Annotated in this window: 26 protein-coding genes; 15 read left to right on the top strand and 11 right to left on the bottom strand. The window is 65.1% G+C overall.

Annotated features, from left to right (window positions below; translation table 11 throughout):
- Positions 1–23: 23 nt before the first annotated feature.
- The 3 genes from soxB to soxY all read right to left on the bottom strand — a co-directional run bounded on the left by soxB (position 24) and on the right by soxY (position 2,650).
- Entirely contained in the window at positions 24–1,718 is a 1,695-nt protein-coding gene (soxB, locus tag PKE85_RS09035) for a thiosulfohydrolase SoxB (protein WP_271204411.1), read from the bottom strand.
- Positions 1,719–1,812: 94 nt separating this feature from the next.
- Positions 1,813–2,139, bottom strand: a complete 327-nt coding sequence (gene soxZ / locus PKE85_RS09030) for a thiosulfate oxidation carrier complex protein SoxZ (RefSeq protein ID WP_271204410.1) — start codon at positions 2,137–2,139, stop codon at positions 1,813–1,815.
- A 46-nt stretch (positions 2,140–2,185) separates the two neighbouring features.
- A complete protein-coding gene (gene soxY, locus PKE85_RS09025; RefSeq protein ID WP_271204409.1) occupies positions 2,186–2,650 on the bottom strand; it encodes a thiosulfate oxidation carrier protein SoxY in 465 nt (154 codons plus the stop codon).
- 234 nt (positions 2,651–2,884) lie between these two features.
- On the opposite strand from soxY, the gene soxA reads away from it, so the two are divergent.
- Positions 2,885–3,739 (top strand): sulfur oxidation c-type cytochrome SoxA, encoded by an 855-nt coding sequence (soxA, locus tag PKE85_RS09020; RefSeq protein ID WP_271204408.1) that lies wholly within the window; start codon positions 2,885–2,887, stop codon positions 3,737–3,739.
- Between the two features lie 17 nt (positions 3,740–3,756).
- Positions 3,757–4,371: a sulfur oxidation c-type cytochrome SoxX gene (soxX, locus tag PKE85_RS09015; protein ID WP_271204407.1), complete on the top strand. Its 615-nt coding sequence runs from the start codon at positions 3,757–3,759 to the stop codon at positions 4,369–4,371.
- Between the two features lie 25 nt (positions 4,372–4,396).
- Here the strand turns inward: soxX and PKE85_RS09010 are convergent, their stop codons facing one another.
- Both PKE85_RS09010 and PKE85_RS09005 read right to left on the bottom strand, forming a co-directional pair.
- On the bottom strand, positions 4,397–4,963 hold the full coding sequence (locus PKE85_RS09010; protein WP_271204406.1) for a SoxW family protein: 567 nt from the start codon (positions 4,961–4,963) through the stop codon (positions 4,397–4,399).
- A gap of 11 nt (positions 4,964–4,974) precedes the next feature.
- On the bottom strand, positions 4,975–5,697 hold the full coding sequence (locus PKE85_RS09005; protein ID WP_271204405.1) for a cytochrome c biogenesis CcdA family protein: 723 nt from the start codon (positions 5,695–5,697) through the stop codon (positions 4,975–4,977).
- A 105-nt stretch (positions 5,698–5,802) separates the two neighbouring features.
- Here PKE85_RS09005 and PKE85_RS09000 point away from each other — a divergent pair, with 105 nt between their 5' ends.
- From PKE85_RS09000 to PKE85_RS08990, 3 genes are all read left to right on the top strand, one after another.
- Positions 5,803–6,159 carry a thioredoxin fold domain-containing protein gene (locus PKE85_RS09000; RefSeq protein WP_271204404.1) on the top strand — a complete coding sequence of 119 codons (357 nt, stop codon included), beginning with the start codon at positions 5,803–5,805 and terminating at the stop codon, positions 6,157–6,159.
- A gap of 15 nt (positions 6,160–6,174) precedes the next feature.
- Complete coding sequence (locus tag PKE85_RS08995) at positions 6,175–6,543, top strand: ArsR/SmtB family transcription factor (RefSeq protein ID WP_271204403.1); 369 nt, start codon at positions 6,175–6,177, stop codon at positions 6,541–6,543.
- Between the two features lie 76 nt (positions 6,544–6,619).
- The gene (locus tag PKE85_RS08990) at positions 6,620–7,834 is read left to right on the top strand and encodes a YeeE/YedE family protein (RefSeq protein WP_271204402.1); all 1,215 of its coding nucleotides are present in this window, start codon (positions 6,620–6,622) and stop codon (positions 7,832–7,834) included.
- A gap of 33 nt (positions 7,835–7,867) precedes the next feature.
- On the opposite strand, the gene PKE85_RS08985 is transcribed toward PKE85_RS08990, so the two are convergent.
- Both PKE85_RS08985 and PKE85_RS08980 read right to left on the bottom strand, forming a co-directional pair.
- Entirely contained in the window at positions 7,868–8,428 is a 561-nt protein-coding gene (locus PKE85_RS08985; protein ID WP_271204401.1) for a hypothetical protein, read from the bottom strand.
- A gap of 36 nt (positions 8,429–8,464) precedes the next feature.
- The gene (locus tag PKE85_RS08980; protein ID WP_271204400.1) at positions 8,465–8,932 is read right to left on the bottom strand and encodes a cyclic nucleotide-binding domain-containing protein; all 468 of its coding nucleotides are present in this window, start codon (positions 8,930–8,932) and stop codon (positions 8,465–8,467) included.
- 166 nt (positions 8,933–9,098) lie between these two features.
- Here PKE85_RS08980 and PKE85_RS08975 point away from each other — a divergent pair, with 166 nt between their 5' ends.
- Genes PKE85_RS08975 through PKE85_RS08960 form a run of 4 tightly spaced genes read left to right on the top strand, consistent with a single transcriptional unit; the run spans position 9,099 to position 11,646 of the window.
- Positions 9,099–9,896 carry a quinoprotein dehydrogenase-associated SoxYZ-like carrier gene (locus tag PKE85_RS08975; protein ID WP_271204399.1) on the top strand — a complete coding sequence of 266 codons (798 nt, stop codon included), beginning with the start codon at positions 9,099–9,101 and terminating at the stop codon, positions 9,894–9,896.
- Complete coding sequence (locus PKE85_RS08970) at positions 9,893–10,489, top strand: rhodanese-like domain-containing protein (RefSeq protein WP_428981336.1); 597 nt, start codon at positions 9,893–9,895, stop codon at positions 10,487–10,489. The genes PKE85_RS08975 and PKE85_RS08970 overlap by 4 nt, the downstream gene beginning before the upstream one ends.
- A gap of 25 nt (positions 10,490–10,514) precedes the next feature.
- On the top strand, positions 10,515–10,916 hold the full coding sequence (locus tag PKE85_RS08965) for a thioredoxin family protein (protein WP_428981335.1): 402 nt from the start codon (positions 10,515–10,517) through the stop codon (positions 10,914–10,916).
- A 10-nt stretch (positions 10,917–10,926) separates the two neighbouring features.
- A complete protein-coding gene (locus PKE85_RS08960) occupies positions 10,927–11,646 on the top strand; it encodes a cytochrome c biogenesis CcdA family protein (RefSeq protein ID WP_271204398.1) in 720 nt (239 codons plus the stop codon).
- Between the two features lie 25 nt (positions 11,647–11,671).
- On the opposite strand, the gene PKE85_RS08955 is transcribed toward PKE85_RS08960, so the two are convergent.
- Positions 11,672–12,328, bottom strand: coding sequence for a Crp/Fnr family transcriptional regulator (locus PKE85_RS08955; RefSeq protein WP_271204397.1), 657 nt, complete (start codon positions 12,326–12,328; stop codon positions 11,672–11,674).
- 275 nt (positions 12,329–12,603) lie between these two features.
- Between PKE85_RS08955 and PKE85_RS08950 the strand changes: the two genes are divergently transcribed.
- Positions 12,604–12,930: a DUF202 domain-containing protein gene (locus PKE85_RS08950; RefSeq protein ID WP_271204396.1), complete on the top strand. Its 327-nt coding sequence runs from the start codon at positions 12,604–12,606 to the stop codon at positions 12,928–12,930.
- Between the two features lie 3 nt (positions 12,931–12,933).
- On the opposite strand, the gene PKE85_RS08945 is transcribed toward PKE85_RS08950, so the two are convergent.
- Entirely contained in the window at positions 12,934–14,025 is a 1,092-nt protein-coding gene (locus PKE85_RS08945) for a molybdopterin-dependent oxidoreductase (RefSeq protein WP_271204395.1), read from the bottom strand.
- Positions 14,026–14,112: 87 nt separating this feature from the next.
- Between PKE85_RS08945 and PKE85_RS08940 the strand changes: the two genes are divergently transcribed.
- The 5 genes from PKE85_RS08940 (at position 14,113) to PKE85_RS08920 (ending at position 17,266) form a co-directional block, all read left to right on the top strand.
- Complete coding sequence (locus PKE85_RS08940; RefSeq protein WP_271204394.1) at positions 14,113–14,676, top strand: RNA polymerase sigma factor; 564 nt, start codon at positions 14,113–14,115, stop codon at positions 14,674–14,676.
- Positions 14,673–15,449 (top strand): anti-sigma factor, encoded by a 777-nt coding sequence (locus tag PKE85_RS08935; RefSeq protein ID WP_271204393.1) that lies wholly within the window; start codon positions 14,673–14,675, stop codon positions 15,447–15,449. The genes PKE85_RS08940 and PKE85_RS08935 overlap by 4 nt, the downstream gene beginning before the upstream one ends.
- Positions 15,450–15,521: 72 nt before the next feature.
- The gene (gene sorA, locus PKE85_RS08930; RefSeq protein ID WP_271204392.1) at positions 15,522–16,736 is read left to right on the top strand and encodes a SorA family sulfite dehydrogenase catalytic subunit; all 1,215 of its coding nucleotides are present in this window, start codon (positions 15,522–15,524) and stop codon (positions 16,734–16,736) included.
- 11 nt (positions 16,737–16,747) lie between these two features.
- Complete coding sequence (sorB, locus tag PKE85_RS08925; RefSeq protein WP_271204391.1) at positions 16,748–17,050, top strand: SorB family sulfite dehydrogenase c-type cytochrome subunit; 303 nt, start codon at positions 16,748–16,750, stop codon at positions 17,048–17,050.
- A 78-nt stretch (positions 17,051–17,128) separates the two neighbouring features.
- Entirely contained in the window at positions 17,129–17,266 is a 138-nt protein-coding gene (locus PKE85_RS08920) for a hypothetical protein (protein WP_271204390.1), read from the top strand.
- Positions 17,267–17,658: 392 nt separating this feature from the next.
- Here PKE85_RS08920 and cydB read toward each other — a convergent pair whose 3' ends face one another.
- Both cydB and PKE85_RS08910 read right to left on the bottom strand, forming a co-directional pair.
- Positions 17,659–18,675: a cytochrome d ubiquinol oxidase subunit II gene (cydB, locus tag PKE85_RS08915; protein ID WP_271204389.1), complete on the bottom strand. Its 1,017-nt coding sequence runs from the start codon at positions 18,673–18,675 to the stop codon at positions 17,659–17,661.
- Between the two features lie 7 nt (positions 18,676–18,682).
- Positions 18,683–20,116: a cytochrome ubiquinol oxidase subunit I gene (locus PKE85_RS08910; RefSeq protein WP_271204388.1), complete on the bottom strand. Its 1,434-nt coding sequence runs from the start codon at positions 20,114–20,116 to the stop codon at positions 18,683–18,685.
- Positions 20,117–20,137 lie beyond the last annotated feature (21 nt).

Below are 20,137 nucleotides of genomic sequence, written 5' to 3'. Positions count from 1 at the left end.
GTCTCCTTGGATCGATGGTCGCGTCATGCGCCCGTGACCTTGATGGCGTCGTTGGGTTCGACCTTGATGGTCTTGCGGTCGGCGACGTAGCGCTCGACCACTTCCCAAATCGGCGGGCCTTCGACGTTCTGGTTGACGCTCGCCCAGCCCGCGACCGTGTAGGACTTGTCGGCCTCGATCGGCGCGCCCGACTTGAGCAGGGTCAGGTTCGAGATGCGCTTGCCAATCGGCTGCGCGACGTTGATCGCGTAGCCGACGCCCCCAAGGCGCACCATGTCGCCGCCGCCCTGGAAGTACGGGTCAGGATTGAAGATGTTGTCGGCGACGTCCTCGAGCACGTCCTTGAACTGCTTGCCCGTCATCGTGTTGCGGTAGCAACTCGGATAGGTCACCGCGGTCGCGTTCGAGATCGCCTCGAAGGTGATCGGATCTCCCGGCAGCAAGCTGGTGCCCCATCGGAACGCCGGAGAAAGAGCGATCTCGACATCACGCTGCTCGATCATCGCCTGGCAGATGACGTCGTCGAGCGTGCCGTTGAAATTGCCCCGGCGATAAAGGACGCTCTCGGTCCGCCCGATCTCTCGCGCGAGTTCCGCAGAATATGGAGCGCGAGAGTCGGCGATGAGCTTCGACATTTCGGCGTCCGGCGTGATCGCGTCCGAGAACACCGGGATCAGACCGAAGCGATAGCCCGCAACCTTGCCGTCCTTCACATCGAGGTCGAGCCTCGACAGGAACTTGCCATGCGACCCAGAGGCGATCAGAAGGGTCTTGTCGACCTCGACCGCGGTCGGGATGGCGTCGTGGGTGTGCGCAGTGAGGATCACGTCGATCCCCTTCACCCGGCCGGCCATTTTGCGGTCGACGTCGAAGCCGTTGTGGGAAAGCAGGACGACGACGTCGGCCCCTCCGGACCGCACGGTCTCGATCTGCTTCCGTAGGTCGTCCTCACGCAGGCCGAATTCCCAGTCCGGGATCATCCAGCGCGGGTTGGCGATCGGCGTTCGCGGATAGGCCTGACCGATCACTGCGATCTGGGCGCCGCCACGCTCGAACACTTTGGCTGCGGGAAACACCTCTTCCTGCCATTCGAGGCTGCGGATGTTCTGGGCCAGAAAGGCGAAGGGACCGGCTTCGGCGATCTCCTTCACGCGATCTGCGCCATAGGTGAACTCCCAGTGGCCCACCATCGCGTCGAGCTTCAGAGCTTTGAGCGCCTGTAGCACGTCCTCGCCTTGGGTCTTCAGCGACGTCCAGCTCCCCTGCATCTCGTCGCCGCCGGCCAGGAGAAGCACATTGTCCTCGCCGCGCTCGGCGCGAATTGCCTTCACGAGGGTCGCGATGCGGTCGAAGCCGCCCATGCGTCCATAGGCCTTCGCCAACGATACGAAGTCCTCGCTCGTCAGCGCATAGGCTTCGGGGCTGTCCGGCTTGATCTTGAACTGGTCAAGGAACGACGTCCCGGTGACGTGAGGCGGGAGGCCTTTTGTCTCGCCGACGCCGAGATTGACCGAAGGTTCGCGAAAATAGATTGGGTTAAGCTGCGCATGCGTGTCGGTGATGTGGAGCAGCGTCACCTTGCCTGCCGCATCGAAGCGGAGAAGGTCGTCCTGCGTGAGCTTTCCGCTCGATGCGACCTGGGCCAGGCTACGTCCAGACGCGGCCGTTAGCGATGCGGCGGCGGAGGCGGCGATGACGAATTCTCGGCGAGATATCATGAGAGAGGCTCTCTCCATTTCGAGGCGCGACTTACCGCTCGCGCTCGGCGGCAGCCGGGCGCGGCGTCAGGCGTCGCAATGCGAGTTCTGATGCTCAGGCGACTTCGAGCTTGGCCTTCGCCGTCGTCTCTTCGCCGTTGTCGTCTTTCCAGGTGAAAGCGAACTCGCCCGACTCCTGGGCCTTAAAGAAAAACGCCTGGTAAGGATTTGCCGAGACGGACGGGAACCACTCCGCCTCGAACACCACCTTGCCGTTGAAGGCCGCGGTGAACTTGTTGATGATGTCGCGCGGCACGATCTTGCCCGCGGAATCCTTGCGAACGCCGCTTTCCATCTCGTGGGAAACCAGCGTCTTTACCTCGATGATCTCGTCCTTCTTCGCCTTCGGCGGCACACGGACACGGGCTGAAGTCTTGGCCATCTGATCGCTCCTTTGTCTCGGGTTCTTGTTAAATCGGGGCGCGGCGTCAGCCGCCGCAGCCGCCGATCGTGACCTTCACTTCGGACTTCGCCGTGTAGAGTTGGCCGGTTGACGTCTCGGCGACGGCGATGACGTTCTGCGTCTGGGCGAGGCGCATCCGCAGGGATGCAGCCGCGCGGCCGCAGGCCGGCGTGAAGTGGTAGGTCAGGACCCGGGGAAAGGGATTGCCCTCGGCGAAAACGCTGACGGACTTGACGTAGTCCGCCTCCGTCATGGGGCTTTCGACCTCGATGTTGATGGGCACCACGAGGCCGTTCTCGGCGATCTCTGGCATGTCGAGCTTCAGCTTGCCCGCCGTCATTTCCTTGCCGCCGTAGAGCTTGTCGATCTCGGCCTTGACGTCCTCCGATTTCGCGAAGGCGAGCTGTGGCGTTAGCGCGGCGACTGCGGCGGAGATGGCTGCAACGCGCAGCGCCTCCCTACGGGAATGGGCCCGCTCGAACAGCATCATGCGATTCCTCCCAGCCATACGCATCCGTAAGGCTCTGAATTATCGTTGTTATTTTCGATCGAGCGCCATATGCCCCTCGACCGAATTGGACATATTGTGATATAGAGTTTTTTGAATGTAAAGTCGCGTATCGGCCGATCGAAAAGTCCGCTGACGGACTCGATCGGTGCAGGTGGACTCCCTGACCGGCCGGATGCGGTGGGTCGTCAAAAACAAAATGCATGGGGACGAAACATGAGATCGAAGGCCATCGGCGCCGCCCTGCTGGGCGTCGGCGCGATCGCGCTGACGTTGAGCTTTACCGGACTAGGGTCCGCTCAGGACGGTAGCAACACCAACAGCTCGACGAGCGCTGCGGAGATCGAGCGCTACCGCAAGATGATCGACGACCCGATGGCCAATCCTGGCTTCCTGAACGTCGATCGTGGCGAAGCGCTCTGGTCGGAGGCGCGCGGCGAGAAGAACGTGTCGCTCGAGACCTGCGATCTCGGTGAGGGCCCCGGCGTCTTGGATGGTGCCTACGCGAAGCTCCCCCGCTACTTCAAGGACGCCGACCAGGTCATGGATCTGGAGCAGCGGCTGCTGTGGTGCATGGAGAAGGTCCAAGCATTCGACACCAAAGGCATCCGCGCGAAGCCGTTTTCCGGCCCCGGCCGAGGCTCCGACATGGAAGACCTCGTCGCCTTCATCGCCAACAAGTCGAGCGGAATGAAGATTGAGGCTCCCCTCGCGCATCCGAAGGAGAAAGAGCTCTACGAAATCGGCGAAGCGCTGTTCTTCCGCCGCTCGGCGGTCATGGACTTCTCGTGCGCGACCTGCCACGGGGCGGCCAACAAGCGCATCCGCACGACAGACCTGCCGCAGTTCGACGTCCCCAACAAGTCTGCCCAGGCGTCGATGGGGAGTTGGCCGACCTACCGTGTTTCGCAGAGCGCCACGCGCACGATGCAGCACCGCCTCTGGGACTGCTACCGCCAGATGCGCATGCCGGCTCCGGGATACGGCTCCGAGGCAGTCACGGCGATCACCCTCTACCTCAACAAGAACGCTGAAGGGGGCGAGCTCAAAGTGCCCTCGATCAAGCGCTGACGTCGGGAGCCCTGATCATGAAGAACCTTATCATCGGGCTGGTCGCTCTGGCTCTGGCCGCGCCTGCGCTCGCCGCCGACAGCGTGTCGTCCGTCGACGCCGCTCGCGTCGAGAAGACCGTGACGTCGAGCTTCACCAACCTGCCGGAGGGTTGGGACGATCGCCTCAAAATGGACGAGGCCCAGCGCATCTGCACGGAGACGCGCAACCAGCCGTCCGAACAGCAGGCGGACAAGATCGTCGAGGCCGAGAAGGCCAAGGTCAAAATGCCTGATGACGGCAAGGTGCTGGGCGACTGGAAGGCGGGCGAAAAGGTCGCCCAGAACGGCCGCGGCTTCCAGTTCAGCGATCCTGCGGGAACGGAGGCCGGCGGCAACTGCTACGCCTGCCATCAGCTCGACCCCAAGGAAACGAGCTATGGGACGCTGGGGCCGAGCCTGAAGGGCTATGGCAAGACGTTCAAGTTCACGGATGAGGCGGCCAAGGCGACCTACGCCAAGATCTTCGACGCCCAGGCGGTGCTCGCCTGTTCGAACATGCCACGCTTCGGCACGAACCATGTGCTGAACGAAAAGCAGATGAAGGATGTGACAGCTTACCTGTTCGATCCGGAGTCGCCGGTGAACAAGTAGCTCTGCCAAAGGGCGCGGCTGGCCGTCACCCGGCCTGCCGCTTCCGCAACCAGTCTTCGAACGAGCCATCCGCGTAGGCGCCCTCTGCGACGAACCGGAACATCTCGAGAAAATCCTTTTCGCCCAGAAGACCGGGCATCCGCGCAACCTCGGCGACCTTGCCGTCTCGGGGCGCGAAGAACTGGAACGTCGGGGTCGTTCTCACGGCGCGCTTTGCGGCCATCGCTTTTTCGCCGAGACGCTCGCCGTCGATGTCCGTCACCTCTCGGGATCCGAACGTGTCGAGGTGCATGAGCTCGAATCTCTCTCGAACGAACGTTTCGATATCGGGCTTCGCGAAATATGTGGTGTGGAGGCGCTTGCAGGCAGGGCAGCCGCGCATGCCCCATTGGACGGCGAAACGCTTCCCGGCAGCCTGCGCAGCCTCGGCGTCCTCGGCGAGGTCGAGGAAGCTGTCGAGGTACCAATCCTGGGCGTAGTTGCCATCGTCGCCAAGCACTGCCGCGGCCCGGGCCCCTGTCGCCGTAACGAGAGCAGTTCCGGCGCCGAGACCAAGGATCAACCTTCTGTCGAATTCAGCACGACCAACCACGACGCGTCTCCTCATCCAATCTCGGCCAGGCCGGGGAACGTCTCGAGCAGCCAGCCGGCGGCGATCGGCACCCACCCCCCGATGAAAGCGAGCCCGGTCAGGATCAGCAGCGCTCCCGACGCTTTCTCGATCAACCCGAGCCGCGATCTGAGCGCGCGCGACCAGCGCAGGAACGCCCCCATGAACAGCGCGGCGAGCAGGAACGGCAGGCCGATGCCGACCGAGTAAGCCGCAAGCAGCGCCGCGCCACGCCATGCCGTCTGTTCAGAGCCGGCCACCATTAGGATCGCCGCCAGGATCGGACCAACGCAGGGGGTCCAGCCGAATCCGAAGGCGAGGCCGACGGCATATGCGCCCAGCGGGCCGGTCGGTCGCCGCTCCATGCCGACGCTCGCCTGTCGATAGAGCAGAGGAATGCGGACGATCTCCATGAAGTGCAGCCCGAAGAGCACCAGCATCGCGCCGGCCGCGATCGTCAGCGGCTGCGTGTAGCTCGCGACAAGCTGGCCAAGAGTCGACGCGGTGGCACCGAGCACGATGAAGACGGTCGAGAAGCCGCCGACGAAAGCGAGCGCAAGAGCGAACACCTTCAATCGCTCCCGCTCGATCTGCTCGGGCGTCGCAGCGCCACTGATGAAGCCGAGATAGGCCGGCGTGAGCGGCAGAACGCAGGGCGAAACGAAAGAAAGCGCGCCGGCGGCGGCCGCGCCGACAAGGCTCACGTCGAGAGCCATTCATTACCTCCCAGCAGGCCAAACGTCCGTTCGGCTCGCAGAGTAGAATTCATATTCGTATGCGTTTATATATCAACCATGGCGTTAGATCTCAGATTCCCAATCGTGGCGCTCGTTCTTGTGATCGGGTGGCTGTTCGCGAACGCTGGCGCGCGCGCCGCGGAGCTCGTCATGTTCGACCAGCCGGGATGCGTGTGGTGTCAGCGTTTCGAGACCGAGGTGGCCGAGGGCTACCAGAGGTCGGAGGAAGGTCGGCGTGCGCCGCTACGGCGCGTCGACATCCGGCAACAGGACTCGGCAGGTTTCATGCTCGCTCAGCATGTGAGGATCACGCCCACTTTCGTGCTGGTGGACAATCAACGGGAAGTCGGTCGACTGACCGGGTACCCTGGCAAAGACTTCTTCTGGACTGAGCTCGCCACGTTGACCGGCCGCCTCTCAGCCGCTCCCCGTATGGACTGATCAAGGACTCTCCGAATGCCAGCAATCGTTTCGGCCAGGATCGAGGACGAGCTCCGCGACGGTCCGGAAGTGTCGCCTGAGCTCGACGCGCTCATGCGGAATGCACGGGACGCCAGCGACTTTCTGAAGGCGCTCTCTCACGAAAGCCGGCTGCTCCTGCTCTGCCTGCTGGCGGAGCGCGAGAGGTCCGTCACCGAGCTTGAAAACATTTTGTCGCTTCGTCAGGCGAGCGTTTCGCAACAGCTCGCTCGGTTGAGGCTCGAGGACCTCGTGACGACGCGTCGGGACGGCAAAACGATCTACTACAGTCTCGCGAACGATGACGTCCGCAGGGTCATCTCCGTGATTTACGACATCTTCTGCGACAGAGACGAAGAAGACTAAATTCGATCAACGCGCCTGACGGACGAAGGAGCGGCAAAAGCTCCGCGTCTGCCAAGGGACGGGAGGACCGGGCGCAATGGAATTCATCGGGCCGATGTGGCTCGCGCTCGCCGGTCTCGCGATCGGCGTGGTCGTCGGCTTCGCCGTGAAGCGAGCGCGGCTCTGCACGTTCGGCGCGCTAGAGGATGCTTTCGTCGGTTCCGACACGCGGCGCCTTCGCGTGTTCGGACTTGCGCTTGCCGTCGCGGTCCTCGGCGCTCAGGCGCTGGTGCTGGCCGGACTACTCGATCCCGCCCAGACTACCTACGTCTCGGTCGCGGTTCCTTGGCTCGGAGTGGCTATCGGCGGCACGCTCTTCGGGTTCGGGATGGCGCTCGTCGGGACCTGCGCGTTCGGCTCGCTCCTGAGACTAGGCGGAGGGGACCTCAGAAGCCTCGTCGTGATGCTCATCTTCGGCGTCGCAGCCTACGCGACGCTGCGGGGCGTCCTCGCGCCGTTCCGGATCGGCGTCATCGAGAGCATCGCCTTCACTCCACCGTCACCTGGTCGAGCCGACATTCCTGGGCTGATTGAGGGCGTATTCGGCGTGGACCTGAGGATATGGATCAGCCTCGCGCTATCCGGTACCCTCTTACTCTTAGTCGTAATCGACAAGCGGCTTCGTCGAACGCCGCGGCTGGTCATGGGCGGGCTAGCGCTCGGTCTTGGCGTCACCGCCGGATGGCTGGCGACCATCTTCCTGACCGACGAATTCGTCCAACCGATCGCGCCGCAGAGCCTTACCTTCGTCTCGCCCGTGGCGCGAGCCGTCTTCGGGGTTCTGTTTGACCAAGACGCGCTGCTGGAGTTCAGCGTCGGCTCGGTTCTCGGGGTGACGTTGGGAGCTTGGCTGGCGGCGCGGGAAGCTCGAGAGTTTCGGTGGGAAGCGTTCGACGATCCGCGCGAGATGAAGCGTCACATCGGCGGCGCAGCATTGATGGGTGTAGGAGGCGTAATCTGCGGCGGTTGTACCATCGGCCAAGGTCTGACGGCAGGTTCTATGCTGGCTCTTTCCTGGCCTTTGGCGATCTTGGGCATTGCCGCGGGAGCCCGTCTCGGGATCGCAGTGCTGATGGAAGGATCCATCGCCCATCTACTGCGATCTTTCCGACTGCGACCGGACCGCGGAATAGACGGCCGGACGAGGGACGTCCGTAAGGATCCAAGCGACGACCTTAGCGACGGGGGATCGAACGTAGTCGAAGTCGGCGTTGCCAGTCGCCGCCGTCAGAGGCGAATTTCCCGGCTGTAACGGTCGCGATGTCGGCTCCGGTCCGCGTCCGCGTCAGCGGATGACGAGCTTCGAAATCCACCTCGAGCCGCTTTCGATCTCCTGCCGGTCGTCCGCCGGAAATGGCGCCTTGGCGGCATCCTCAGGGGGCGACGCGATCGTGTTCAGGTCGACCGAGTATGGCCGCCCCTCGAACCCTTCCGGCGTCCGCTCAAGTTTGTAGTAAAGGCCGTTACCGAGCGTCGCGCCGAATTGGGCGGGCGACTTGTACAGAAAGATGAGATTCGTCTCGAGCCACGTCAGATCGTTCTCTGAGACGGTGTTTTGGGATGGATAGGGATATGGCACGTAGCACTGAACTTCTTTCCCTTCGAGGCATTTGAACTCCCTCATTGAAAGAAAGAAGTCTTTGAACTTGGAGCGATCGACATCCACCGCGAACGTGGTCTTGTCGTCCGATTTCTTGAATTCGACCGACCCGATCTCAATCTCAGCTCCATCTACGGGCTTGAGATAAATCTTCTTGGAACTGTCGAAAACGTCGGCGCGGCCAATTCCTCCAAGCAGCAGCGAAACTGCGGCTAAGCCGAGGATGATTTGTCTCGATAGGCCCATCTTCGTTCTCTCCCTGTAGGGCTGTTGTTGTTGGCGTCAGGCGCGCTGCAGTCGCTGGACATGAGCGCCAACGACGTTTGAAATCCGGGGAAGCAGGGCGAGGTATCCTTCCAGAACGAAGGATCGGAACGGTTCCGAGGTCGACATCAGGTGCGCGAAGACGGGGGCCGACAGCGAGGCGACGTTCGTCCGTTCGCTGGCGCGGCCATCGGCCATGAGAACCTCCCCGGAGAGCAGGCTCTGGGCCGTGAGCGGGCAACCTTCGCCCGGCGACAGCGCATAGAGTTGGACGCCATCGCCCCTGGTCGGGACACGTGACGAGCGGACGCTTCCGCTGGTGCACATGATGTAGCGATCGCACCGCGCCCCTTGTCGATACACGACGCCGCCGGCTCGGAACGTCTCGAAAACGATGTCATCCTCGGCCACGCGTCGGTCGACGGCGGACATCGACGGGACGAATGAGAACATCCGTTCCCATCGATCGAGCTGTCGGTTCGTCACTGCAAGTCCCTTCGATTTCGAGGCGTGCCGCCAGTCGGAGAGACGATACGGAAGACTTTTTTATGCGTCGGTGACCTAGGTCACCGACGCGCGCTGATTTTCAAAGCAGTCTCCTCCCACAAGCGCTGAAGCGCGGACGGACGGGCCATGCCCGATGGAGGAGAACATGAAGAAGTATGCGATCATCGCTGGCGCCGCGGCGCTCGCCATCACGAGCGCCTCAGGCGCTTACGCCGCCGACGACGCCAAGGCGCGCGAGCAGCGCTGGACCGAGCTCCGCCAGAGCGTGTTCGGCGACAAGCAGGTCGAGCAGCAGGACGGCCTCATCACGCTCGATGCCCCTGTCCGCGCCGAGGACGCAGCCCTCGTCCCGATGGACATCAAGGTCTCGAACCCCGACCAGGTGAAGGGGCTGACCCTCATCATCGACGAGAACCCGGGCCCGGTCGCGGCCAAGATCGATTTCGGCCCCGCCGGCGATCCCGGCCTGCTGCGGCTGAGGACGCGGGTAAACGCCTATTCCAATGTCCACGCGATCGCGGAGACCAAGGACGGGAAGCTGGTCGAGACAGTGAAGTTCGTGAAGGCCAGCGGCGGCTGCTCCGCCCCGGTCGGGGGCGGCGCCGAGGGGACCGTCGGCGAGATGCGGCTGAAGGTGAAGGACGAGGCGACCGCGGGCAAGTCCGCCCAGGCGACGCTGATGATCCGGCATCCGAACTTCAACGGCATGCAGAAGGACCAGCAGTCCCACCTCTATACGCCGGCCAACTACATCAAGGACATCAAGGTCACCTACAACGACAAGGACGTGTTCTCGCTGACGAGCGACATCTCGCTGTCGACCAACCCGGTGATCGAGTTCGGCTTCAAGCCGGAGGCCAAGGGCCAGTTCAAGGTCGTGGCGAACGACACCTCGGGCGGTCATTTCGAGAAGACCTTCGACGTCCCCGTGAAGACGCAGTGATCGTGAGCGCCATGAGAAGCCTCGCGCTCGCAGCCTTCGCCGCAGTCGCGCTCGTCAGCGCGGCTGCGGCCGGGGGATCGGGATCGGCACCAGAGCCGGAAGGGCTCTGGACCGGGCCCATCCCCGGCTACACCCCCTCGACCTTGAAGGGCGCCGCCGTGATCGACGTCGCCGCGGCTGGATCCCTCGTCGACAAGGGCGGCGCCGTCTTCATCGACGTGACCGAGCCCGACCACAAGCCCGCGGCGCTGCCGCCGACCGCCCTGTGGCGGCCACAGCACCGCTCGATCCCGGGCGCCGTCTGGTTCCCGGGCGCCGCGCCCGGCGACCTGCCGCCCGCGCATGAGGACGCGCTCAAGAAGCGCGTCGAGACCCTGACGGGCGGCGACAAGGCCAAACCCGTCGTCGCGTTCTGCCATCCCGACTGCTGGGGAAGCTGGAATATGGGCAAGCGGCTCGTGACCTGGGGATACACCAAGGTGAGCTGGTTCCCGGAGGGGATCGACGGCTGGCAGAAGGCCGACCGAGACACCGAGGTCGTGCCCGCAGACCCCGACTGGGCCGCCGTCACAAAACAAGAGGCCGGCCGCTGAGCCGCGCCCGCTAGAGGAAACCGAGATGCTCACCCGTCGTAACGCGCTCTTCGCCACGCTCGGACTGGCCGCCATGGCCGCCATCGGCCCGGCGTTCGCCGACATGTCCGGATCCAAGCCCTTCGACCCGGCCGCCTTCGACGAGGCGCTGAAGTCTGGCAAGCCGATCCTCGTCGAGATCAGCGCGCCCTGGTGCCCGATCTGCAAGACCCAGAAGCCGATCCTCGGCAAGCTGCTGGCCGATCCGAAATACAAGGACATGGCGGCGTTCGAGATCGACTTCGACACCGGCAAGGCCAATGTCCGAAAGCTCGGCGCGACCGCGCAGAGCACGCTGCTCGTCTACAGGGACGGCAAGGAGGTCGGCCGCTCGGTCGGCGAGACGCAGCCAGAGTGGATCGAAGACCTGCTCGACAAGGCCGTTTGAGGATCTGGCGATGATCGGCACGCTCGGACTGGCGTTCCTTGCGGGCGTCCTCACCATCCTGTCGCCCTGCGTGCTGCCGCTCGTGCCGCTCGCGCTCGGCGCGGCGGCGTCCGAGCACCGACTGGGGCCGCTCGCCCTCGTCGGCGGGCTGACGCTCTCCTTCGTGGCGATCGGGCTGTTCGTCGCGACGGTTGGCTTCGCGATCGGCCTCGACGCGGACGTGTTCCGCGCCGTGGCCGCCGTGCTCATGATCGTGTTCGGCTTGATCCTGATCGTGCCGGCCGCGCAGGCGCGCTTCGCCGTCGCCGCAGGCCCGGTCGGGAACTGGGCGGGCGAACGCCTCGACACGGTCTCGCGCACCGGCCTGACGGGTCAGTTCCTCGTCGGGCTGCTGCTCGGCGCCGTCTGGGCGCCCTGCGTCGGCCCGACGCTCGGCGCGACGTCGGTGCTCGCGGCCCGTGGCGAGAACCTCGGCAGCGTCGCGCTGACCATGGTGGTGTTCGGGATCGGCGCGGCGACCCCGCTGCTCCTGCTCGGGATGCTGTCGCGCGAGGCGCTCGTGCGCTGGCGGACGCGCCTGATGGAGACCGGCCGCGGCGCGAAGATCGCGCTTGGCCTACTGCTGCTCGCGATCGGCGCCGCCGTCCTGACCGGGTTCGACAAGTCCGTCGAGACCGCGCTGGTCGACGCGTCGCCCGACTGGCTCACCGCCCTGACGACGCGGTTTTAAAAGCGGAGCCGGGACCGCCGGCGGCTCAAGCCATCTTCAGCGAAGCCAGCGCCTTGCGGTTGCGGATCTCGACGCGGCCGCGGTGGTTGGCGACCCAACCTGCGCGCTCCCATTCGCCGAGGTGGCGCGAGACAACCTCGCGGACGCTGTTCACGTCGGAGGCGAGCTGTTGGTGCGTTTTCGTGACGAACCCCGCATCGTCCGCATCGACGAGCAACCGCCTCGCGAGTTTCTGCTCGAGCGTGGCGAACGAGACCTCGTCGACGATCGAGAACATGCCCGACAGGAGCCTGCTGTAGTCCTGCAGCACAAATGTCCGGAACGGCGCTGAACGCCCCATCAGCTCCGAAAAAACGCTCGCCGGGATCGCCGCCAGCTCGGTCCTGGCCTCAGCGACGCTCTCGGCCGGGAAGTTGCCGCCGGACAGGAGGCACTGGGTCGTGAGCACGCAGGTGCCGCCGGACGTGACCTTATAGATCAGAACCTCGCGACCCTGCTCGGACCGGCGGAACACGCGCGTGCGCCCGTCGAGGCACATCAGGTAGTTCGGGCAGTCGGCCTCGAACTCGTAGGCGATGGCCTCGGCTTCGAGAGTCGGGAACTGGACGTTCGCGCGCGCGAAGGACAGATCGTCCGCGGCCATTTCCCGCAGAACCGGGAACGTCGACTCCCAGCGGTCCATTGTCTCCTGACGAGCCATGACGCTTCCACCCTCAACCTTGTTCGGAGCTCTACGGCCCCTTGCGCCGCGACCTTGCGACGGCGCACCTGTCGAGGCAATCGGTAATAAGCTGCGCATAAGATGCTGACGGCATTGGGGTGCGCCATCGCTAAAAGCGGACCTAATGGACGACGACGACGGATCCTGGGAACGTCTCTCTTCCGCGCGGCTTCTATGTTCTGATGTCTGAGCCCCCCGTCAGTCCGCCTCACCATCCCGAAAACCCTCAGGTCCGCTTGGCGGAGGACCGCACAATCCTGGCCGCGGAGCGGACCTACGCCTCCTGGCTCAGGACGGGACTTTCCTTCCTGGTCGTCGGGCTCGCGGCGCAACGCTTCCTTCGCGAGGTGCTGCCGGGCTCGCCGCTCCTGATCATCTCGCTGGCGATGATCCTTTGCGCAGTCGTCTGCTTCGGCTCCGCGGCCTGGCGCGACGCGGAGGTCCGAAAGCGGTTGGGAGCGCGGACAGAGGTCCGCCTCTTGCCGCGCGTGATCGCAGCGGGGCTCCCGCTGTTCCTCATCATCTCGTCGGCCGTATCAGCGGCGTTCCTTGCGACGCACTGATCGTCAGGTGACCGTGACGGTCACGCGGTGCCAGCATGACCCGAGGTAGCCCTTGAAGTTCCAGACATGCTCGGGGCGCGAGGGCTGTGTCTGTCCGGCGGCGTCCCACGCGCGGACGACCAGTTCATGCGCGCCTGGCGCCAGATCGAGCCTCGTCGTCCAGAACATCCACGCAAAGGGCGCCTCGGGGTCACCGCTGAGTTCGGCTTGCGTCCAGCTTTCGCCGCCGTCGGCCGAGACGTCGACCCGCCGGATGAGCCGGTCGCATGCGACCGCATAGCCGCGGACCGTCGTCTCGCCGGCCGGAAGCTTGGCACCAGCCGCCGGCTCGCAGATGGCGGCGTTGATCGGCAGCGCTTCGATCGCCGGAGCGTCGCTCGGGTCGGCCGTCTCTTTGCTCAGATGAGACGGAAACAGCTTGTAGTCCTCCGCCTGCATTGGATTGGAGGAAGGGGCGTCCTGGATCGTGATCGAGGCGAGCCACTTCGGACTCCGGACGCCCGCGAATCCCGGCACGACCAGACGCAGCGGCCTTCCATGCTCGGCCGGCAGAGGCGCATCGTTCATTTGCGTCGCCAGCAGCGTGTCGGGATCGAGCGCCTTCTCCATCGCGATCGAGACGCCGAAGCGAAATCGTTCGCCGTCCTGCTCCACCACGTCGTGGCTCTCGAAGGCGACATGCAGTTCTTGCCGCTCGTCGACGCCCGCGGCTCTCAGCACGTCGCAAAGCGCGATGCCGGTCCAGCGGGCGTTGCCGATCGCGCCTGGCTCCCAGGGATCGCCGGACACCGGGCGATGGCGATGAAGGTCGGCGCGCCGGTTTCCGGCGCATTGCATCGTCGCGATGACCGATCGGTTGGGGAACCGCTCCATGAGCTCGGCCAGCGTGAAGCTGAGTTCCGTCGCGACCATCCCTCCGACAGTCAGCCGATAACCGTCGGCCTCGAGATCGGGGATGTCGCCATGGCTGCGGACGTAGAAATTCTCTTCCGGCGTCAGGAAGGATTGGCGAAGCCTGTCCAGGGTCGGCTCGGCGTTGAACGGCGCCTCGCTGTGAACGATCTGACCGGGCTTTCGATGAGATTTGTCGAGCATTGGGCGCCTCACATTCGAGGTGCAACGGCCGGCGAGCCCAAAACGATCCGAGGGCGCCTGGCTTGCTCCGTACTGCCCTGACGCCAGATGCTGGCGTGGAGGCGGACGTCAGACTCGCTCTGGGAGGAGCGCCACCTGCGCGACGTTGTCGAACAGTGCCTGAGGGAGAGCTGGAGCCGCCTCTTCGGCTATGCGGTGAGCCTGTGCGGCGACCGCGAGACCGCGCGCGACCTCATCCAGTCGAGCGCGGTCAAGGCGCTCGACACGAACGCTCCTCCCAGAGAACCCGCGGCCGCGCGAGCCTGGTTGTTCCGGGTGATGCGGAACGACTGGATCGACAGGGGGCGCAGGGCGACCGTGCGGGCGGCGGACCGCGAGCCGGTCGAACCGACCGAGGGGCCGTGGGCCTATGAAGACGCCCGGATCGCCGCCATTACGGTGCGGCAGGGGCTCGACCGGCTTGAGCCCTATCAGCGCGAGATCATCGAGCTGGTCGATCTTGCAGGGTTCCGTTACGCCGAGGCCGCCGAGATTCTGGAGGTGCCGGTGGGCACGGTGATGAGCCGTCTCTCGCGGGCCCGGCTCGCGCTGCTCGAGGCCATCGAGGGCGGAAAGGTGACGCCTCTGGAACGGAGCCGCGGAACGCGATGACAACGATAGGCTGGGACGAGATCAACGCCTATGTGGACCGCGAGCTCGACGCGTCCGCATCCGCGGCCGTGGCGGCGGCGATCGCGCACGACCCGTCGCTCGCTGCCCGCGTGGCGACGATGTCGAAACTGAAGGCTGAAGCCGTCGGCCTTCCCGCACCGACCGAAGCCCCGCCGTTTCCGGCCCGCCCGGCAGGGCGGCGCCCCGTTACGTCATGGCGGCCGCTCGCGCTCGCCGCCTCCATCGCGCTGCTGCTCGCCGCCGGGGCGGGCGCGTGGCTCTCCCGGGCTCCGGGCGCCGATCCTCTCGCTGCGACTGTCGCGGCGGAGCGCGGCTGGCTGGCGGGCGCCACACCGGAAGCGTCGGGCGCAGGCGTGCGCGTCGCCGTCGAGACCGGCGCCAGCAGCAGCCTGCCGGACCTGTCGGCGGCCGAACTCAGGCTCGCCTATCTCGCGGCGGATCCTGTCTCTGACGGCCGCCGCGGGCTGTTCGCGGGCTATGTCGGTCCGCATGGCTGCCGGCTGGGCCTCTGGATTGGTCGGGGCGCAGCTCGTTCGGCGCCTGAGGCGGTAGACGTGGGCGACGTGCGCGTGCGCCGCTGGTCGGCGGACGGAGCGTCCTACGCGCTGATGAGCCGAGGGATGGACCCGCTCCGGCTCGATCGCTTCGCAGCCGTGATTGCCGATCTCGCAGGTCCCGGCCGCACGCTGGACGATGGGCTCCGCATCGCGCTGAAGGAGGCCTCGACGTCCGGCGGCGCCTGTACCGGCTGACGCCCTGGAATAATTCGAAGCCCGACTGCGTCTCCTCTTTCACGGGGAATATGTCCCCGCGAGGAGACGACCATGTTCGACAGACGACGGATGCTGAAATCCGCCGGCGGCATGGCGCTTGGGTTTTCAGGGCTTGCGATCGCTGGATCGCCGCTGAAGGCCTTCGCGGCAGAGACCGTCACGCTGCCCTTCGCCAATGGCGAGCGGAAGCTCGTGCAGTATCCGGGCAAGCGCCCGCTGATCCAGCTCACCGCCCGCCCGCCGCAGCTCGAGACGCCGTTCTCTGTGTTCGACGAGGGAGTCCTGACGCCGAACGACGCGTTCTTCGTGCGCTACCACCTTGCAGGCGTGCCGCTCTCGATCGACCCCGCGGCCTATAGGATCGAGGTGAAGGGCAAGGTCGACAATCCGCTGTCGCTCTCGCTCGATGATCTCAAGAAGATGGACGCTGTCGAGCTCGTCGCGGTCCACCAATGCTCGGGCAACAGCCGCGGCTTTGTCGACCCACGGGTGGCCGGTGGCCAGCTCGCCAACGGCGCGATGGGTAACGCCAAGTGGAAGGGCGTGCCGCTCAAAGCCGTGCTCGACAAGGCGGGCGTCCAGGCCGGCGCCGTGCAGGTCTCGTTCGACGGGCTCGACAAGCCGGTCATCCCGGCGACGCCCGACTTCGTGAAGGCGCTCGAGATCGACCACGCCCGCGACGGCGAAGTGATGCTCGCCTACCAGATGAACGGCGAAGACCTGCCCTGGCTGAACGGCTTTCCGGTGCGCCTGGTCGTGCCCGGTCGCTTCGGCACCTACTGGGTCAAGCACCTCGCGACCATCACCGTGCTCGACCAGCCGTTCGACGGCTTCTGGATGAAGTCGGCCTACCGCATTCCCGACAACGACTGCGCCTGCGTCGAGGCCGGCCAGAAGCCCGACAAGACCAAGCCGATCGGACGCTTCAACGTGCGCTCCTTCGTCACCAACGTGCTCGACGGCGCGAAGATGAAGGCCGGCGACGCCGAGCTCCGCGGAATCGCGTTCGACGGCGGGACCGGGATCAAGTCGGTCGAGACCTCCGTGGACGGCGGCAAGACGTGGGCTCCGGCGAGGCTCGGCGAGGACCTCGGCAAATACTCGTTCCGCCAGTGGACCTCGAAGGCGACGCTGCCCTCCGGCGAAGCGACCATCATGGTCCGCGCCACCTCGAACGGCGGCGAGACGCAGCCGACGTCCGCGCGCTGGAACCCGCCCGGCTACATGCGCAACGCGGTCGAGGCCACCCGCGTGACGGCGGCGTGAGGGAGGATCGGATGAGACATTTCACAATCGCCCTCGGCCTCGTCGGAGTGCTTGCCGCAGGCGCGGCGTCGGCCGAACCGAAGACCTACCAACTCCCGGACGAGACGGCCGAGTTCAAGCAGGGACCCGGCGTCGAGGCGGCGCAGGACAACTGCATGTCCTGCCACTCGGCCGACTACATCAACGCGCAGCCGCCGAAGAAGGGCCGCGCGTTCTGGGAGATGGAGGTCACGAAGATGATCCACACCTACAAGGCGCCGATCGAAGAGACCGACGCCAAGGCGATCGTCGACTACCTCGAGAAGACCTACTGAACGTACCGAACGAAAGCGCCGGCAGGAAGTTTATGTTCAGCCGGCGCTTTATCTTCATTTCTTTAGTCTGGAGACCCGATGACCGATCCGCAGATCACCGAGACCCCAACCGAAGCCCGACAGGGCGAAACCAGCAACCACATGCGGTGGGTCCTGCTCGTCTCTATCGTGCTCGCGATCGTCTCGGTCGCGGCGGTGTGGCTGACGATATTCTGATCAAAGGGGCGGACGGTGAACGCGGCCGATCGATCGGATCAGTTCGAAATCAAGGTTCGGCCGGCGGAGGGCGACGACGGGAAGTTCGTGTGGTCGATCCACCGAGCGGCGAGGAGGCGCCGCTCGAGTCATCCGACCGAACCTACCGGACCGCTGAAAAGGCGCGGGAGGTAGCGGAGCTCGAACTCACGCGGCTGGAGACGGAAGGCGACTGAACCGCGGCTCAGCGCGCGACGAACCTCAGCGCGAATGCCACTGCGCCTACAGTCGCAACGCCGCCGGCCCAAAGCGCCACGAACCAGACCATTTTCATGAACAGAACGTCCTCGCGGAAGGGCCGGCGAGAGTCGTGCCCGTCGTTCGCGTGGGGCTGCTCAAGCGGACGGCGCATCTCAGTGGTAGCCGGCGTCGGGATCGATCTTGCCACGGAACACCCAATAGGCGTGAGCAGTGTAGGCGAGGATTATTGGGATTAGCACCGACGCGCCGACCAGCACGAAGATCTGGCTCGATTCCGGAGCCGCCGCTGCCCATATCGAGACGCGGCTCGGCACGACGTTCGGGAAGATCGAAACGCCCAGGCCCACAAAGCAGAGAAAAAACAGAGAAAGCGTCATCACGAACGGACGCCAGTCGTGGCGGCTTTCGAGGCTTCTCAGCAGCACAATCGCCGTCGCCGCCACAGCGATCGGCACTGGAGCGGTGAGCGCGACGCCCGGCCACTCGAACCAGCGACGCCAATAATCCGCTTCCAAAAAGGGCGTCGCTAGGCTCACCAGCACGATTGCCCCGACGGTCGCGAAGACCAGTGGGCGAGCGACGCGATAGGCATGATTCTGCAGGTCGCCCGTCGTCTTCAGCACGAGCCACGTCGCGCCGAGCAAGGCATAGCCAGCCGTGACGGCGCAGCCGGTCAACAGGGTGAACGGCGTCGCCCAGTCCCACCAGCCGCCGCCATAGGCGCGACCGGACACCACGACGCCCTGAAGCAGGGCCCCCAATGCGAGGCCTTGCGAAAACGTCGCAACGAATGAGCCGCCGATGAAGGCGTTCTCCCACAGGCCGCGGCCGCGCTCCGTACGCCAGCGGAACTCGAACGCGACGCCACGCAGCACCAGGCCGAGCAACATCGCGATGACGGGCGCGTAGATGGCCGGCATGATGATCGCGTAGGCGAGAGGAAAGGCCGCGAACAGCCCGCCGCCGCCAAGCACGAGCCAGGTCTCGTTGCCGTCCCAGACCGGCGCGACGGAGTTCATCATCACGTCACGATCGCGCCGCTCGGGGAAGAACTGAAACAGCAGCCCGATCCCGAGATCGAAGCCGTCGAGAACGACATAGGCGAACACCGCAAAGGCGATCACGAACGCCCAGATCGTCGGAATGTCGAAGGGGGGCAAGCCTGACATGGTCCCCTCACTCGCCGGCGGTGAGCGTGAGCGGCGACTGTGCGGGACCGGGGGCGATGCCGGCCGTCCGGGTCGGCTCGTCCGCAGCCGGTCCGCTTTCGCCGTGTTTCGGCGGCTCGCTCATCAGCCTGAGAATGTAGAAGGCGCCGGCGGCGAACACGAGAAGATAGATCACCGCGAAAGCGGCCAGCGAACTACCAACCGCGGGCGCCGCGAGCGGCGATACAGACTCGACGGTGCGCAACTGGCCGTAAACCGTGAACGGCTGTCGCCCGACCTCGGTCGTGACCCAGCCCGCCAGCACCGCGATGAAGCCGGCCGGGCCCATGACGAGAGCGTAGAGGTGCAGCGGGCGCCATTCGTACAGTCGCCGCTTCAGCCTTGCGACCAACGAGACCGCGCCAAGGCCGAGCATCAAGAAGCCCAGTCCGACCATGATGCGGAACGACCAGAACACGATCGGGACCGAAGGCCAGTCCTGCCTGCGGATGGTGTCGAGACCGGCGAGCGGCGCGTTGAGGTCGTGCTTGAGGATGAGCGACGACAGTTTTGGGATCTCGAGCTTGTAGCGGACGGTCGCCGCCTCCTGGTCGGGCAGACCGAACAGCAGCAGCGGCGCTCCATCCGGGTGGCTTTGGAAATGACCCTCCATCGCCATGACCTTCGCGGGCTGATGTTCCAGCGTGTTGAGGCCGTGCATGTCACCAGCGGCGATCTGGAGCGGCGCGGTCACGAGCACCATTCCCATCGCCATCGAGAACATCACCCGAGCGCCCTCCATTCCGAAGCCGAGCGTGTCACGCCTCGCACGCAGGAGATGCCAAGCCGCGACGCCTCCCACAACCAGCGCGGTCGTAAGGTAGGCGGCGAGCACCATGTGGACGAGCCGGTAGGGAAAGGACGGGCTGAACACGATCGCCCACCAGTCGGTGGGGACGAACTGGCCCGCCGCGTTGACGGCAAAGCCTGCCGGCGTCTGCATCCAAGAATTGACGCTCAGGATCCAGAACGCCGAAAAGAGCGTGCCGAGGGCGACGAGCAGCGTGGCGAGATAATGCAGCGCCGGTCCAACCTTGCGCATGCCGAACAGCATGACGCCGAGAAATCCTGCTTCCAGAAAGAAAGCTGACAACACCTCGTACGCCATCAGTGGTCCGACGATCGGGCCAGCCTTGTCCGAGAAGACCGACCAATTCGTGCCGAACTGGTAGGACATCGTCACGCCGGACACGACGCCCATGGCGAACGCGACCGCAAAGATTTTCAGCCAGTATTTGAAGAGATCGAGATAGACCTCGCGCTTCGTCGCGAGCCACAGGCCTTCGAGGACAGCTAGATAGCTGGCGAGACCGATCGAAAACGCGGGGAAGACGATGTGGAACGCCATCGTGAAAGCGAACTGCGCCCGGGCGAGCAAGACGGGATCGGTGAAATCAAACATTGCTCGACCTCCTCTGCGGAC

The sequence above is a fragment of the Methylopila jiangsuensis genome, assembly GCF_027922305.1.
Lineage (GTDB): Bacteria > Pseudomonadota > Alphaproteobacteria > Rhizobiales > Methylopilaceae > Methylopila > Methylopila jiangsuensis.
This window is presented reverse-complemented; position numbering and strand designations above follow the sequence as displayed.

What these genes read in the sequence shown, in the direction of transcription:
- soxZ (WP_271204410.1), bottom strand. Translation starts at nt 2,139, where the DNA reads ATGGCCAAGACTTCAGCCCGTGTCCGTGTGCCGCCGAAGGCGAAGAAG.
- PKE85_RS08955 (WP_271204397.1), bottom strand. Translation starts at nt 12,328, where the DNA reads ATGGACCGCTGGGAGTCGACGTTCCCGGTTCTGCGGGAAATGGCCGCG.
- PKE85_RS08995 (WP_271204403.1), top strand. Translation starts at nt 6,175, where the DNA reads ATGCCAGCAATCGTTTCGGCCAGGATCGAGGACGAGCTCCGCGACGGT.
- PKE85_RS08990 (WP_271204402.1), top strand. Translation starts at nt 6,620, where the DNA reads ATGGAATTCATCGGGCCGATGTGGCTCGCGCTCGCCGGTCTCGCGATC.
- sorB (WP_271204391.1), top strand. Translation starts at nt 16,748, where the DNA reads ATGAGACATTTCACAATCGCCCTCGGCCTCGTCGGAGTGCTTGCCGCA.
- PKE85_RS08910 (WP_271204388.1), bottom strand. Translation starts at nt 20,116, where the DNA reads ATGTTTGATTTCACCGATCCCGTCTTGCTCGCCCGGGCGCAGTTCGCT.
- PKE85_RS08975 (WP_271204399.1), top strand. Translation starts at nt 9,099, where the DNA reads ATGAAGAAGTATGCGATCATCGCTGGCGCCGCGGCGCTCGCCATCACG.
- PKE85_RS08985 (WP_271204401.1), bottom strand. Translation starts at nt 8,428, where the DNA reads ATGGGCCTATCGAGACAAATCATCCTCGGCTTAGCCGCAGTTTCGCTG.
- sorA (WP_271204392.1), top strand. Translation starts at nt 15,522, where the DNA reads ATGTTCGACAGACGACGGATGCTGAAATCCGCCGGCGGCATGGCGCTT.
- cydB (WP_271204389.1), bottom strand. Translation starts at nt 18,675, where the DNA reads ATGTCAGGCTTGCCCCCCTTCGACATTCCGACGATCTGGGCGTTCGTG.
- PKE85_RS08940 (WP_271204394.1), top strand. Translation starts at nt 14,113, where the DNA reads ATGCTGGCGTGGAGGCGGACGTCAGACTCGCTCTGGGAGGAGCGCCAC.
- PKE85_RS08960 (WP_271204398.1), top strand. Translation starts at nt 10,927, where the DNA reads ATGATCGGCACGCTCGGACTGGCGTTCCTTGCGGGCGTCCTCACCATC.
- soxY (WP_271204409.1), bottom strand. Translation starts at nt 2,650, where the DNA reads ATGATGCTGTTCGAGCGGGCCCATTCCCGTAGGGAGGCGCTGCGCGTT.
- soxB (WP_271204411.1), bottom strand. Translation starts at nt 1,718, where the DNA reads ATGATATCTCGCCGAGAATTCGTCATCGCCGCCTCCGCCGCCGCATCG.
- soxX (WP_271204407.1), top strand. Translation starts at nt 3,757, where the DNA reads ATGAAGAACCTTATCATCGGGCTGGTCGCTCTGGCTCTGGCCGCGCCT.
- PKE85_RS08920 (WP_271204390.1), top strand. Translation starts at nt 17,129, where the DNA reads ATGACCGATCCGCAGATCACCGAGACCCCAACCGAAGCCCGACAGGGC.
- PKE85_RS08935 (WP_271204393.1), top strand. Translation starts at nt 14,673, where the DNA reads ATGACAACGATAGGCTGGGACGAGATCAACGCCTATGTGGACCGCGAG.
- PKE85_RS08965 (WP_428981335.1), top strand. Translation starts at nt 10,515, where the DNA reads ATGCTCACCCGTCGTAACGCGCTCTTCGCCACGCTCGGACTGGCCGCC.
- soxA (WP_271204408.1), top strand. Translation starts at nt 2,885, where the DNA reads ATGAGATCGAAGGCCATCGGCGCCGCCCTGCTGGGCGTCGGCGCGATC.
- PKE85_RS09005 (WP_271204405.1), bottom strand. Translation starts at nt 5,697, where the DNA reads ATGGCTCTCGACGTGAGCCTTGTCGGCGCGGCCGCCGCCGGCGCGCTT.
- PKE85_RS08945 (WP_271204395.1), bottom strand. Translation starts at nt 14,025, where the DNA reads ATGCTCGACAAATCTCATCGAAAGCCCGGTCAGATCGTTCACAGCGAG.